The following is a 13,547-nucleotide window of genomic DNA, read 5'->3' as shown; positions in this document are numbered from 1 at the left end:
CTTTTACTGTTAGCCCTTTAGCTGTTTTTTTTGCGTAAAATACCCGGCTTTTCGTCACATACCTCCAGCGGATCCAAGCGCCATGGGCACTCTTACGGTCAACCAGAACAAACTGCAAAAACGCCTGCGCCGTCTGGCCGGTGAGGCGGTCGCCGATTTCAATATGATCGAGGATGGCGACAAGGTCATGGTCTGCCTCTCCGGCGGCAAAGACAGCTACACCATGCTCGACGTGCTGCTGCACCTGCAAAAGGTCGCGCCGATCAAGTTCGAGATCGTCGCCGTTAACATGGACCAGAAACAGCCGGGCTTCCCCGAGCACGTGCTGCCGGCCTACCTCAAGGCGCTGGGCGTCGAATACCACATCGTCGAAAAAGACACCTACTCGGTGGTCAAGGAACTGGTACCTGAAGGCAAGACCACCTGCTCGCTGTGCTCGCGCCTGCGCCGTGGCACGCTCTACACCTTTGCCGATGAGATCGGTGCGACCAAGATGGCCCTGGGTCATCACCGCGACGATATCGTCGAGACCTTCTTCCTCAATATGTTCTTCAACGGCTCGCTCAAGGCCATGCCGCCCAAGCTGCGTGCCGATGACGGGCGCAACGTGGTGATCCGCCCGCTGGCGTATTGCAACGAGAAGGACATCCAGGCCTACTCCGACCTCAAGCAATTCCCGATCATCCCGTGCAACCTGTGCGGCTCCCAGGAAAACCTGCAGCGCCAGGTAGTCAAGGAAATGCTGGTGGAGTGGGAGCGCAAGACGCCAGGGCGTACCGAAAGTATCTTCCGCAGCCTGCAGAACGTGCAGCCGTCGCAATTGGCCGACCGCAACCTGTTCGACTTCACCAGCCTCAAAATTGATGAGACTGCCGCGTCGCGCTTCGTCAATGTTGTGAACCTCTGAGCTCATTCAACGCTCTGACACACGGCGCTTGCGGGCGCCGTTTTCAATTCAATTGCCAGCATTCAACAGCAGGAGAGGGCATGCGTGATTACAAGTGGCTGCACGAATATTGTCTGAACCGCTTCGGTTCAGCGGCCGAGCTGGACGCCCACCTGCCCGTGCCCAAGACCCCGGCGCAACTGCGCAAGATCAGTGATGATCGCTACCTGTCGACCTTGGCGCTGCGCGTGTTTCGCGCCGGCTTGAAACACAGTGTGGTGGATGCCAAGTGGCCGGCGTTCGAGCAAGTGTTCTTCGGCTTCGACCCGGAAAAAGTCGTGCTGATGGGCGCCGAGCACCTGGAGCGCCTGATGCAGGACACGCGCATCATCCGTCACCTGGGCAAGCTCAAGAGCGTGCCGCGCAATGCGCAGATGATCCTGGATATCGAGCAGGAAAAAGGCAGCTTCGGCGCGTTTATCGCCGATTGGCCGGTGACTGATATCGTCGGGCTGTGGAAGTACCTGAGCAAGCACGGTCATCAGTTGGGTGGGCTGTCGGCACCACGCTTCCTGCGCATGGTCGGCAAGGATACATTTGTGCCGAGCTATGACGTGGTCGCGGCATTGAATGCGCAGAAGATCGTCGACAAGGCCCCCACCAGCCTGCGCGACCTGGCGACGGTGCAAGGTGCGTTCAACCAGTGGCATGCCGAGAGTGGGCGGCCGATGTGCCAGCTGTCGATGATGCTGGCGTACACCGTCAACCATTGACCGGGGTCTATTGTGTGGCGAGCAGGCCCGCCACACGGTTACTCGGCCAACCGGCGGTTCAGTTGGTGCCGCCAGCGCACATACAGCAGCGCCGTACAGAACACCGCCAGGCTGGCCAGCATCTCCAGCACCCCGAACCACTGCCGGTTCGGGTCATACGCCGCCAGCGCACCCTTGATGAAATACAGGTTCACCACAAAGCACATCCACGAGTGCCCGCGCGCACTGCCGATGATCATCCCCGGCGCCAGCACCAGCAGCGGCACCAGTTCGATCAGCAGGATCACCCACGGGCGTGCGCCGTGCAGGTCGGCGACGAACAGGTAGTACCCGCACAACAAACCCACCAGGGCGAAAAACGCCAGCAGGCTTAACGCGCGTGCCGCCTTGACCCGTGGCTCCAGCCACGCTTGCGGCGGTAGAACCTTAGGCTTCCTGGCCACGGCCGTTCTCCAGCAGCGTGGCGGTCTTGGCCAGGCGCAGGCCCAGGGCCCGGCACAGGGTGATTTCATGTGGATCGAGCAGGCGCTTGCCATCCGGCCCGGCATGGTGGCTGGCGCCATACGGTGTGCCGCCGCCCTGGGTGTCGAGCAGCGCCTGTTCGCTGTAGGGCAGGCCAGTGATCAGCATGCCGTGGTGCAGCAGCGGCAGCAGCATCGACATCAGCGTGGTTTCCTGGCCGCCATGCAGGCTGGCGGTGGAAGTGAACACCCCGGCCGGCTTGCCGACCAGCGCGCCGGTGAGCCACAGGTTGCTGGTGCCATCGAGAAAGTACTTGAGCGGCGCGGCCATGTTGCCGAAGCGCGTCGGGCTGCCCAGGGCCAGGCCCGAGCAGTTTTTCAAGTCATCGAGGCTGGCGTACAGCGCGCCTTCGTCGGGGATGCTCGGCGCCACGGCTTCGCATTCGGTGGAGATCGCCGGCACGGTGCGCAGTCGCGCTTCCATCCCGCCTTGCTCGATGCCACGGGCAATCTGCCGAGCCATTTCGCTCACCGAGCCATTGCGGCTGTAATACAACACCAGCACATACGGCGTAGTCACGGCAGGATCTCCAGCACGTTCTCTGGCGGGCGGCCAATGATGGCTTTATCGGCGGTTTCCAGAATCGGGCGTTCCATCAGCTTGGGGTGTTCGGCGATCGCGGCAATCAACTGCGCTTCGCTGAGGCTGGTATCGGCCAGGTTAAGAGTCTTGTATTCGTCTTCGCCGGTGCGCAGCAGTTGGCGGGCGCTGATGCCCAGCTTGGCCAGCAGTGTCTTCAATTGCACGGCATTCAGCGGGGTTTCCAGGTAGCGCACCACGGTGGGGGCGAGGCCTCGTGCTTCCAGCAGGTCGAGCGCACCGCGGGATTTCGAGCAGCGCGGGTTGTGATAAAGCGTCAGATCGGTCATGTGCGGGTCGCATCTTGCGTAAGGTGGCGGGTATTCTACCTGCGCGGCGTCCTGTCCTTAAACCGTAAGAGGCGATAGGTCGCAGCCAACGTTCATTTTTCCGAAGGATTACCCCATGACAAGGCGACTGATCGGTGCATTGGCGATCATCACAACCCTGCTGCTCAGCGGCTGCGGCAATGACTACGGCGTTGACCAATACGGCCAGAAGGTCGCGGCCGAGCGCCTGGACAAACAGTGGCTGGTGGTCAACTACTGGGCGGAATGGTGTGGCCCATGCCGCACGGAAATCCCCGAACTCAATGCCCTGGCGGAACAGTTGAAGGGGCAGGGCGTGGGGGTGTTCGGGGTTAACTTCGACAATGTGCAGGGGGCGGAGCTGAAGGAGGCCAGCGACAAACTGGGGATCAAGTTCACCGTGCTGGCGCAGAACCCGGATGGGATCTTCGATATTCCGCGCAGCGAAGCGTTGCCGGTGACCTACATCATCGATGACAAGGGCAAGGTGCGCGAGCAGTTGATGGGTGAGCAGACGGCGGAAGGGGTGCTGGCCAAACTCAAGGCCTTGCGCGGCTAAAGCAACCGCCCCTCCCACATTTAGATCTAACCAACGTGCAGATCGGTGCAGTCAGCCCTCTTCGAGCCACAGGCGAATCGGCTTGCCTTCGGCCGGCCAGAAGCGGGTCTGCTCGATCGGCGAGATGTCCCAGCGCTGTACGCCTTGCAGGGCCTGGAAGAAGCGCTGTTCCTGCTCCATCAGGGCTTCGGCGCAGAGCTTGCGGGTGCTGCCGAGCTTGCCGAAGCTGAGTTTGTCGCCCTCGACGGTGTACGGCGCGAACCAGTGGTTGCAGCCGCCATTGCCGTAGGCACGCCCATCGGCGCCGAGGGTGACGGTCAGGTGTGCGTAATCCATCAGCGGTCGCTCGCCAATCCACTCCACCACGTAGCTGTGATCCTGCTTGAGCTTGACCGCATCCCCGGCGCAGCCACTCAGGGCCGCACCGACGGCGGCGAGCAGAAGCAGGCCTTTCATTGCCCGGCCTTCTGGCATGTCGGGCAACGGTGCTTGTCGCCTTCGCTGGCCCAGCCCAACTCGGCAATGCGCGCGTTGGCGGCCGGTTGCAGCGGCTCTTTGGTCAGCTTGGTTTCCACCGCGAATTCAAACTCCAGCACAGTGTCGCAGCTGTCGCAGTTGACCTTCCAGGTGTGAATCTCCAGCTCACCGAACTTCGGCCCGCGGGCCATGGCGACCCACTGGCCAGCAGGACGGATGGAGTAGCGCGCGTCACCTTCGACGGTAAGGCGCATGGACAAGGTTTTACTGCCACGCAGGGTGACGATCAGCACGTCGTCATGCTTGATCGAACCACCGTTGCCGGTGACCTGGTAACGGCCCGGCACCAGGGCGCGGCATTCGATCAGGGTGTGTTGCGGGCTCAGCAAGCTGAAGCGGAAATCGTGTTCGGCCATGGATCCTCCAAATAGGCGCGGCATCCTATCACGGGTGCCTGATCATCATGAGCCTGGTATGTGACCGCTGATCATCCTTCGACGAGGTTCTGTGCCCGGCCATCGGCCCATGCCGCAATATTCGCCAAGGTGGTGCCGGCGATCGCCGCCAGGGCTTCGCGGGTGAGAAACGCCTGGTGTGCGGTGATGATCACGTTGGGGAAGGTCAGCAGGCGCGCGAGCACGTCGTCCTGCAGGGGCAGGTCGGAGCGGTCCTCGAAAAACAGCTGGGCTTCCTCCTCATACACATCCAGCCCCAGGTAGCCGAGTTGGCCGTCCTTGAGTGCTTCGATCAGCGCCGGCGTGTCGACCAGGCCACCGCGACCGGTGTTGATCAGCATGGCGCCGGGTTGCATCCGCGCCAGGGAGCGTGCATTGATCAGGTGCTTGCTGTCGGCGGTCAGCGGGCAGTGCAGGCTGATGATCTGCGCCTGGGCCAAGAGCTCCGGCAGGCTCACATAGTCAGCACCGAGGGCTTGGACCTGCGGGTTGGGGAACGGGTCGTAGGCGAGCAACCGGCAACCGAAGCCCATCATGATCCTGGTGAACGTGGCGCCGATCTGGCCGGTGCCGACCACGCCGACGGTCTTGCCCACCAGGTCGAAACCGGTGAGGCCATGCAGGCTGAAATCGCCGTCGCGGGTGCGGTTATAGGCGCGATGCAGGCGGCGGTTGAGGGCGAGGATCAGGGCCACCGCGTGTTCGGCGATCGCGTGGGGCGAATAGGCCGGGACGCGTACGATGGTCAGGCCCAGACGTTTGGCGGCAGGCAGGTCCACATGGTTGTAACCGGCCGAGCGCAACGCGATCAACCGCGTGCCGCCCTTGGCCAGGTGTTCCAGCACCGGGGCACTGAGGTCATCGTTGATGAAGGCGCAGACCACCTCGTGGTGTTCGGCCAGGGCGACGGTGTCGAGGTTGAGCCGGGCAGGTTGGAACTGCAGTTCCAGGCCGCGCGGCAGGGGTTCGCCGAGGAAACTGTCGCGGTCGTAGGTCTGGCTGCTGAAAAGAATCACGCGCATCAAAGGCGTCCTTTTTTGATGAGTTCAGGCGCTGACCCGCGCTTCACTGGCCAGCCGTGCAATGGCCATGTCCAGTTCGTCCAGCGCGTGCATGGCCTTGGCGTCGTCCTGCTTGAGCAGGGTTTCGGCGCGTTGGCAGGCGGCGCGCAGTTGCGGCACGCCACAGTAGCGGGTGGCGCCGTGCAGGCGGTGGACGCGTTCGATCAGGGCCAGGTTGTCTTTGGCGTCGCGGGCGACGTGAATGGCCTGACGGTCGGCTTCCAGGGAGGCCAGCAGCATGGCCAGCATGTCGGCCGCCAGGTCGGTCTTGCCAGCGGCCAGGCGCAGGCCTTCCTCGTGGTCCAGCACCGGCAATTGCACGCCCGGGCCCAGGCCTTCGACGGCGCGCTCCGGCACCTGGTTGCGCAGGGCCAGGCCAGTCCATTTCAGCACCACCTGGGCCAGTTGCCGTTCGCTGATGGGTTTGGTCAGGTAATCGTCCATCCCGCTTTGCAGCAAGGCGCGCTTTTCGTTGGCCATGGCGTGGGCGGTGAGGGCAACCACCGGCAACGGCGTGCCATGGCGCTCGCTTTCCCACTGGCGGATCGCCTCGGTGCTCTGGCGTCCGTCCATGCCGGGCATTTGCACGTCCATCAGCACCAGGTCGAAGGTGTCCTGTTTCACCGCGTCGACCGCCGCGTAACCGCTTTCCACTGCACGTACCTGTGCGCCCATATCTTCCAGCAGGGTCTGTACCAACAGCAGGTTTGCCGGGTTGTCGTCGACACACAGCACACGCGGAGCACGGCTGGACAACGGCTCGCCCGGTTCACTGCGTGACGGCCGCGGGCTGATCAGGTCGGACAGGGCACGGCGCAGCTTGCGGGTACACGCCGGCTTGGCCTGCAACTGGCTGTTGGGGTTGGGCACGGACTCGTTGAACAGCATCTGTTCGGTGGTGGGGCACAGCACCAGCACTTTGCAACCCAGGTGTTCGAGGTCCCACAGATGCTGGTTGAGGCGCTCGGGCGGAATATCGTTGGCGGTCACGCCGAGTACCGCCAGGTCGATAGCCTGCTCGGTCTGGTGAGCGCTGGTGATGCCGTTGGTCAGGCTTTCCAGGGTATTGAACGGCGTCACTTCCAGGCCACAGTCTTCCAATTGATGTTGCAGGGCCTGGCGCGCCAGTTCGTGATTTTCCAGCACCGCCACGCGATGGCCCAGCAGCGGCGCACAGGGCAGGTCTTCGACGTCGTCGCGGGTCTTGGGCAGGTTCAGGCTGATCCAGAATTCAGAGCCTTCGCCCGGCGTGCTGTCGACGCCGATTTCACCGCCCATTTGTTCAATCAGGCGCTTGGAAATCACCAGGCCCAGCCCCGTGCCGCCGGGTTGGCGCGACAATGAGTTATCGGCTTGGCTGAACGCCTGGAACAGCGCGCGCACATCCTGGCTGGACAGGCCGATGCCGGTGTCCTGCACGCTGATGCGCAGTTGCACGCTGTCTTCCTGCTCGTCCTCGACCATCGCCCGGGCCACGATGGTGCCTTCGCGGGTGAACTTGATCGCATTGCTGATCAGGTTGGTGAGGATCTGCTTGAGCCGCAGCGGGTCGCCCACCAGCGCCAGCGGCGTGTCGCGGTAGACCAGGCTCACCAGTTCCAGCTGCTTGGCATGGGCGGCGGGGGCGAGGATGGTGAGGGTATCTTGCAGCAAATCCCGCAGGTTGAAGGGGATGCTGTCGAGGACCAGCTTGCCGGCCTCGATCTTCGAGAAGTCGAGGATCTCGTTGATGATGCCCAGCAGATTGTCGGCGGATTTTTCGATGGTGCCCAGGTAGTCCAGCTGGCGCGGGGTCAGTTCGCTTTTTTGCAGCAGGTGGGTAAAACCGAGGATGCCGTTGAGTGGCGTGCGGATTTCATGGCTCATGTTCGCCAGGAACTCGGACTTGATGCGACTGGCCTCCAGGGCCTCCTTGCGCGCCAGGTCCAGTTCGATGTTCTGGATTTCGATGGTTTCCAGGTTCTGGCGTACGTCTTCGGTGGCCTGGTCGATGCTGTGCTGCAATTCTTCCTGGGCGTTTTGCAGGGTTTCGGCCATGCGGTTGATGCCCGATGCGAGTTGATCCAGCTCCTGGCTGCCCAAGGGGGGCAAGCGGGTTTCCAGGTTGCCGTCCTTGAGTTGGGCCACCGCTTGCTTGATCAGGCCAATCGGCGCGTTGATTGTACGGCTGATGCGCAGGGCCAGGGCTGCGGTGCAGATCAGGCCGATGGCAATCAGCAGCAGGCTGGCGAACAGGCTGCGATAGCCGCGCAGCAACATGCCGTTGTGGGACAACTCCACCTCGACCCAACCGAGCAGGCGATCAGCTTCATCGGGGATCAAATCGCCCGCCAGGTTGCGATGGCGACCAAACACCGGCAGCAGGTAGCGCGTGGCGTCGTTGCCGGTGCGCTGCAGCAGGTGGGAACTGTTGCCGACCGGCGGCTGGTTGAGCATGGTCGGGCCGGCGTGGGCCAGGGGCGTGCGGTCCGGCGCGAGGAACGCCACTGTGCGCACGTCCGTCTGTTCCAGGGATTGGGTGGCGATACGCTCCAGCAGGTCGGTGTTCCTGCTGCCCATGGCGGGGGCCACCAGGGGTGCCAGTTGCTCGGCGATCATTTCGCCGCGTTGCAGCAGTTGGGCCTGCAACTCCGAGAGCTGCATCCAGGTGAAGTAACCCCCCAACAACAAGGCCATCAGGCTGGTCGGTAATAAGGTCAGCAACAGTACGCGGCCTTTTATCCCCATTCTTCTAAGCACGCCACTCTCCTGCTACCACACTGATATCAATCTTCCGCGCCGGCATCCGGCCCGCGCCACCTGCGCAGTGTAGCCATTTGCGCGGTCTGGAATCTTGCAAATTAATGACAGAGGGCAATCTTCGGGCCGTTGGACACCGTGTGGCGATTGCCTGCGGCGGGGTTATCTTGAATAATCAGTGATTGAGAATGACTTGCAGACGCTAATGAATCCCGCACCAGTTGGCCTACCTCGTATCCTGACAATTGAAGATGACCCCGTGCTGGGTGCCTATGTGCATGAGCATCTGGGGCGCTGTGGTTTCCAGGTCTCCTGGTGCCAAAACGGTCAGCAGGGCTTGGAGATAGCGCGCGATCAGGCATTCGACGTGGTGTTGATGGATATTCTGCTGCCGGGCCTGGATGGCTTGTCGATCCTCACCCATCTGCGCCAGAGCCATTCGGTTCCGGTGATCCTGATGTCGGCCCTGGGCGCTGAAACCGATCGCGTCAGCGGTTTTCGCCTGGGGGCCGATGATTACCTGCCCAAACCTTTCAGCATGGTTGAACTGCGCGTGCGTATCGAAGCCATCCTGCGTCGGGTGGCCCTGGATCGGCGCCCGTTGCCGACGCTTGCGCCCGTGCGTGAAGATAACCGCACGCTGCGTTTCGACGATGAGCTGTGCGATGTTTTTCATCAGGGGCACTGGGCGGGCCTGACCCGCAGCGAATACCGACTGCTGGAAACCCTGCATCGCAACGGTGAAGAAGTCCTCAGCAAAGCGTTCCTCTACCAGCACGTGTTGCAACGGGGTTATGCGCCCCATGACCGCAGCCTCGACATGCACATCAGCCAGATCCGCCGCAAGCTCAAGGCCATCGGCTACAGCGAGCGTGAGGTACGCACGGTGTGGGGCAAGGGCTATGTGCTGAGCGGTCACGACGATGGGCTTTGAGGCATCGCTGAAACGACTGCCGGGCAGGCACTCGTTATTCTGGAAACTTGCCTGCCTGCTGATCGCCTTCTGTTTGCTGATGATCTGGCTCAGTTGGTCCTGGGGCCGGTACATGGAGCAGAAGAACGCCTACCTGTCCGACGAGGCCAGGATCACCTTGAGTGGTTATGCGGTCGGCGCCGAGCAGGCCTGGAACCAGGGGGGCAATGCCGGCGTTGATGCGTGGCTGCATGCAATGGGCAAGCGCGAAAGCACGTGGATCGGTGTGATCGGCAATGACTTGCAGTCGTTGAGCAGTTACCCGCTGACCGACACGGAAAGCCAGCGCCTGACCTTCCTGCGGGGCCTGGATTGGCCGGTCAGCCGCCACGTCAAGGGGTTGCCGTGGTTGAAGATTCCGTTTGCGGTGGATCCGGGCGCCGGTTCGCTGGTGATTGAACTGCCGCAGCGCTTTATGCCGGGGCGCTACCAACTGTTCTGGCGGGTGGTGACCAACGGCGTGATTCCCGGCCTCTTTACCTTGTTGCTGTGCATCGGCCTCTATCGGCTGCTGATCATGCCCCTCAATCAACTGCGCGAGCAGGCCAACGCATGGCGTGCCGATCAATTGAATACGCGGATGTCCCACGACGCCACCAGTCGTCAGGACGAATTGGGCGAGCTGGGGCGCGCGTTTGATCATATGTCCGAGCGCTTGCAGGGTACGGTGATGCTGCAACAGCAACTGTTAAGGGACATGTCCCATGAACTGCGCACGCCATTGAGCCGTTTGCGGGTGGCCTGTGACAGCGAGCAGGATCTTGCGCGCCTGCGTGAGCGGTTGGGGCGGGAGATCGACGCCATGCAGCGCCTGGTGGAAGACAGCCTGCAACTGGCCTGGCTGGATACCGAGCGGGCGCCGCTGCCCAAAGAAGATATTCAGGTGCAAGCGCTGTGGGACATGCTGCGCGAGAACGCGTGCTTTGAAAGCGATTGGCCGGCATCGCGACTGCCCTGCCTTCTGGGCGCTGACAGTTGGGTACGGGGCAACCTGAATGCCCTGGCCCAGGCCCTGGAGAATATCCTGCGCAACGCCATACGCCACTCCCCGGCGGATGGGGTTGTGTGCCTGGATGGATGCCGCGAGGGGGAGTATTGGCACCTTTGGTTGGAAGACCAGGGCGGGGGAATCGATGAGCAGGATCTGGAGCGAATCTTTGCACCGTTTACGCGGCTGGACGGCTCAAGGCCAGGCGATGGTGGCTTCGGGCTGGGCCTGAGCATCGCTCGCAATGCCGTGCAACGCCAGGACGGCAGCTTGTGGGCGGAAAATACCGGCCGGGGCTTGCGTGTGCACCTGCGGTTGCCGGCGCGATAGGTCTCAGCTTCGGCGCTGCTTGCGCTTTTTCCATTGGTGCGCGACCCACCAGCGCCAGTACCCCATGGTCAGGCAGTAGGCCAATGCGCCCAACACGACCCCCAACACCACCGAACCCAGCAGAAAGGGTTGCCACAGTGTGCTCAACTGGCCGCTGATCCATTCCCAGGTCAGGTCGTCGGGCAGGCTGCGCGGCGGCACATTCATCAGCCAGGCGCCGGTCATGTAGGTGCAGATGAACACCACGGGCATGGTGATCGGATTGGTCAGCCAGACCAGGCTGACGGCGATGGGCATGTTGCCGCGCACGATGATCGCCAGCACCGCCGCCAATAGCATCTGCAACGGAATCGGGATAAAAGCCGCGAACAAACCCACCGCCATGGCGCGTGCCACTGAGTGCCGATTCAGGTGCCAGAGGTTCGGGTCGTGCAGCAACGTGCCAAGAAACTGTAATGACTTGTGTTCCCTGATACTGGTGGGGTCGGGCATGTACCGTTTGAATAAGCGCCGAGGCATAAGGGGTCCAGGTCAGTTCGAGGGGCAAGTATGCCCGCATTCTATAAACAGAAAATTCAGACTTTGTGACAAAACATCATAGGACGTCCTGGGCTCTCGTCTAAGACTGAGTGGATCACTTGAAAAGGAGGGTTCATGAAGACAGGGATGTTCGCGCTCGCGCTGGGGTTGCTTGCCTTGCGCTTTCTACCGGCGTTGCCGTCGACGGGATGGCTGATAGCCATGCTGGTGCTGGCATTGATGCTATTACCATTTCGTACGTCTCCACTGGCATTTTTCCTGCTGGGCTTGAGCTGGGCCTGCATCAGTGCGCAGTGGGCACTGGATGATCGACTACGGCCGGTGCTGGATGGCCAGACGCGATGGCTGGAAGGCCGTGTAACCGGGTTGCCGCAGCAGACAGAGACGGGTGTGCGTTTTGAGCTGGCCGACAGCCAGGCGCGCAACGCCCGTCTGCCCAAGCGTATCCGTGTCTCCTGGCACGGTGGGCCGTCGGTACGCAGTGGCGAGCGCTGGCGTCTGGCCGTAACGCTGAAACGGCCTGCCGGGCTGCTCAACTTTCACGGTTTTGATCAGGAGGCCTGGCTGCTGGCCCGGCGCATTGGTGCCACCGGCTCGGTTAAGGATGGTGAGCGCCTGGCGCCGGCTCGTCATGCCTGGCGTGACACTGTCCGGCAACGTCTGATGGCCGTGGACGCCCAAGGCCGCGAGGCGGGCCTGGCAGCCTTGGTGCTGGGGGATGGCTCCGGGCTGGCGGCCGAAGACTGGCAGGTGTTGCAGGACACCGGTACGGTGCACCTGTTGGTGATTTCCGGCCAGCACATTGGTTTGTTGGCGGGGTTGATCTACGGGTTGGTCGCGCTACTTGCACGCTACGGCTGCTGGCCCCGCACCTGGCCGTGGCTGCCGTGGGCGTGTGGCCTGGCGTTTGCCGCCGCGCTGGGGTACGGCCTGCTGGCAGGGTTTGGCGTGCCGGTGCAACGGGCCTGCGTCATGGTGGGGCTGGTGCTGTTATGGCGTTTGCGCTTTCGTCATCTGGGGTTCTGGTGGCCGTTGTTGCTGGCACTCAATGGCGTGCTGATCCTGGAGCCACTAGCCAGTCTGCAACCCGGATTCTGGCTGTCCTTTATGGCTGTCGCGGTGCTGGTCGTGGGATTTGGTGGGCGGTTGGGGCCGTGGAGTGTCTGGCAGGCATGGACACGTCCTCAGTGCTTGATTGCCGTTGGTCTGTTTCCTGTGTTGCTGGTGCTCGGTTTGCCCGTCAGCGTGAGTGCGCCGCTGGCCAACCTGATTGCCGTGCCGTGGATCAGCCTGGTGGTGTTGCCACTGGCGTTGCTGGGGAGCGCATTGTTGTCGCTGCCGTATCTGGGGGAAGGCTTGTTGTGGCTGGCGGGTGGGGCGCTTGACGGGTTGTTCCGGGGCTTGGCATGGCTCGCTGGGCAAATGCCTGCCTGGATACCGGCCGAGGTGCCCTTGGGGTACTGGCTGATCAGCCTGGTCGGCGCGATGCTTTTATTGCTGCCCAAAGGCGTGCCGTTTCGGCCACTGGGCTGGCCGCTGCTGTTGTTGGCAGTGTTTCCACCCCGCGAGCCGGTGCCCCATGGGCGGGTGGAGGTGGTGCAACTGGATGTCGGGCAAGGTCTGGCCTTGATCCTGCGTACCCGCCATCACACGTTGCTCTACGATGCCGGCCCGCGTTCGGGGACGGTTGATCTCGGTGCCCGCGTGGTAGTGCCCGCGTTGAAAAAGCTCGGCGTCGGGACGCTGGATATGATGCTGCTGAGCCACGCCGACGCCGATCATGCCGGCGGGGCGTCGGCTGTTGCCCGAGGGGTGCCGATCCGGCGTGTCGTGGGCGGTGAAACCGAGGGCTTGCCCGCGTTTCTCGAAACCCAGCCCTGTGTCAGCGGTGAGCAATGGGTGTGGGACGGTGTGGCATTCGAGCTGTGGCAGTGGCCTGATGCGACGGATGGCAACCCCAAGTCCTGTGTTCTGCAGGTCCAGGCCAATGGTGAGCGCCTGCTGCTCACGGGGGATATTGATCGGGCTGCCGAGCGGGCATTTCTCGCCTCATCGTTGGCCGTGCGCACCGATTGGCTGCAATCCCCTCACCATGGCAGCCGCAGTTCGTCGTCATGGCCTTTTCTACAGCGGCTGTCACCCACGTCGGTACTGATTTCTCGTGGGCGTGGCAATGCGTTCGGCCATCCTCACCCGCAGGTGGTGGAGCGCTACCAGCAACTGGGCAGCCAGATATACGACAGTGCCGAGCAGGGCGCGGTGCGTGTGCAACTAGGGGTTTTCCAGCCACCGACTGTTGCGCGTAGTCAACGCCGTTTTTGGCGCGAAACGTTACCCTGATCCAGCCTTACCAAAGA

Annotated in this window: 14 protein-coding genes; 6 read left to right on the top strand and 8 right to left on the bottom strand. The window is 62.5% G+C overall.

Going from position 1 to position 13,547, the window contains the following annotated elements; genetic code table 11:
* Positions 1-82 precede the first annotated feature (82 nt).
* Together ttcA and M2397_RS15450 are read left to right on the top strand one after the other, a co-directional pair.
* Positions 83-907: a tRNA 2-thiocytidine(32) synthetase TtcA gene (gene ttcA, locus M2397_RS15455; protein WP_053128530.1), complete on the top strand. Its 825-nt coding sequence runs from the start codon at positions 83-85 to the stop codon at positions 905-907.
* An 80-nt stretch (positions 908-987) separates the two neighbouring features.
* Positions 988-1,659, top strand: coding sequence for a DNA-3-methyladenine glycosylase I (locus tag M2397_RS15450; protein ID WP_145337669.1), 672 nt, complete (start codon positions 988-990; stop codon positions 1,657-1,659).
* Between the two features lie 38 nt (positions 1,660-1,697).
* On the opposite strand, the gene M2397_RS15445 is transcribed toward M2397_RS15450, so the two are convergent.
* From M2397_RS15445 to arsC, 3 genes are read right to left on the bottom strand one after another with little or no spacing between them, the layout of a single operon-like run.
* Positions 1,698-2,102 carry a DUF2069 domain-containing protein gene (locus tag M2397_RS15445; RefSeq protein ID WP_145337670.1) on the bottom strand — a complete coding sequence of 135 codons (405 nt, stop codon included), beginning with the start codon at positions 2,100-2,102 and terminating at the stop codon, positions 1,698-1,700.
* On the bottom strand, positions 2,086-2,700 hold the full coding sequence (gene wrbA / locus M2397_RS15440) for an NAD(P)H:quinone oxidoreductase (RefSeq protein WP_090402864.1): 615 nt from the start codon (positions 2,698-2,700) through the stop codon (positions 2,086-2,088). The genes M2397_RS15445 and wrbA overlap by 17 nt, the downstream gene beginning before the upstream one ends.
* Positions 2,697-3,050 carry an arsenate reductase (glutaredoxin) gene (gene arsC / locus M2397_RS15435; RefSeq protein ID WP_131698041.1) on the bottom strand — a complete coding sequence of 118 codons (354 nt, stop codon included), beginning with the start codon at positions 3,048-3,050 and terminating at the stop codon, positions 2,697-2,699. The genes wrbA and arsC overlap by 4 nt, the downstream gene beginning before the upstream one ends.
* 115 nt (positions 3,051-3,165) lie before the next feature.
* Between arsC and M2397_RS15430 the strand changes: the two genes are divergently transcribed.
* On the top strand, positions 3,166-3,627 hold the full coding sequence (locus M2397_RS15430; protein ID WP_090402869.1) for a TlpA disulfide reductase family protein: 462 nt from the start codon (positions 3,166-3,168) through the stop codon (positions 3,625-3,627).
* 51 nt (positions 3,628-3,678) lie between these two features.
* On the opposite strand, the gene M2397_RS15425 is transcribed toward M2397_RS15430, so the two are convergent.
* The 4 genes from M2397_RS15425 to M2397_RS15410 all read right to left on the bottom strand — a co-directional run bounded on the left by M2397_RS15425 (position 3,679) and on the right by M2397_RS15410 (position 8,359).
* A complete protein-coding gene (locus tag M2397_RS15425) occupies positions 3,679-4,083 on the bottom strand; it encodes an META domain-containing protein (RefSeq protein ID WP_131698039.1) in 405 nt (134 codons plus the stop codon).
* A complete protein-coding gene (locus tag M2397_RS15420; protein WP_092488784.1) occupies positions 4,080-4,520 on the bottom strand; it encodes a hypothetical protein in 441 nt (146 codons plus the stop codon). The genes M2397_RS15425 and M2397_RS15420 overlap by 4 nt, the downstream gene beginning before the upstream one ends.
* A gap of 71 nt (positions 4,521-4,591) precedes the next feature.
* Positions 4,592-5,581 carry a 2-hydroxyacid dehydrogenase gene (locus tag M2397_RS15415; protein WP_259243930.1) on the bottom strand — a complete coding sequence of 330 codons (990 nt, stop codon included), beginning with the start codon at positions 5,579-5,581 and terminating at the stop codon, positions 4,592-4,594.
* Positions 5,582-5,605: 24 nt separating this feature from the next.
* The gene (locus M2397_RS15410; RefSeq protein ID WP_145337672.1) at positions 5,606-8,359 is read right to left on the bottom strand and encodes a response regulator; all 2,754 of its coding nucleotides are present in this window, start codon (positions 8,357-8,359) and stop codon (positions 5,606-5,608) included.
* A 205-nt stretch (positions 8,360-8,564) separates the two neighbouring features.
* Between M2397_RS15410 and M2397_RS15405 the strand changes: the two genes are divergently transcribed.
* Together M2397_RS15405 and M2397_RS15400 are read left to right on the top strand one after the other, a co-directional pair.
* Positions 8,565-9,293, top strand: a complete 729-nt coding sequence (locus M2397_RS15405) for a response regulator transcription factor (RefSeq protein ID WP_259243929.1) — start codon at positions 8,565-8,567, stop codon at positions 9,291-9,293.
* Positions 9,283-10,650, top strand: coding sequence for a sensor histidine kinase (locus tag M2397_RS15400; RefSeq protein ID WP_184742750.1), 1,368 nt, complete (start codon positions 9,283-9,285; stop codon positions 10,648-10,650). The genes M2397_RS15405 and M2397_RS15400 overlap by 11 nt, the downstream gene beginning before the upstream one ends.
* Before the next feature lie 3 nt (positions 10,651-10,653).
* Here M2397_RS15400 and M2397_RS15395 read toward each other — a convergent pair whose 3' ends face one another.
* On the bottom strand, positions 10,654-11,169 hold the full coding sequence (locus tag M2397_RS15395; RefSeq protein ID WP_145337674.1) for a DUF2062 domain-containing protein: 516 nt from the start codon (positions 11,167-11,169) through the stop codon (positions 10,654-10,656).
* 135 nt (positions 11,170-11,304) lie between these two features.
* Between M2397_RS15395 and M2397_RS15390 the strand changes: the two genes are divergently transcribed.
* Positions 11,305-13,530 (top strand): DNA internalization-related competence protein ComEC/Rec2, encoded by a 2,226-nt coding sequence (locus M2397_RS15390; RefSeq protein ID WP_259243927.1) that lies wholly within the window; start codon positions 11,305-11,307, stop codon positions 13,528-13,530.
* Positions 13,531-13,547: the final 17 nt, after the last annotated feature.

This window comes from Pseudomonas sp. BIGb0381, from assembly GCF_024809815.1.
Classification (GTDB): Bacteria; Pseudomonadota; Gammaproteobacteria; order Pseudomonadales; family Pseudomonadaceae; genus Aquipseudomonas.
The sequence above is the reverse complement of the archived record's forward strand: the minus strand, read 5'-3'. Positions and strand labels throughout refer to the sequence as shown.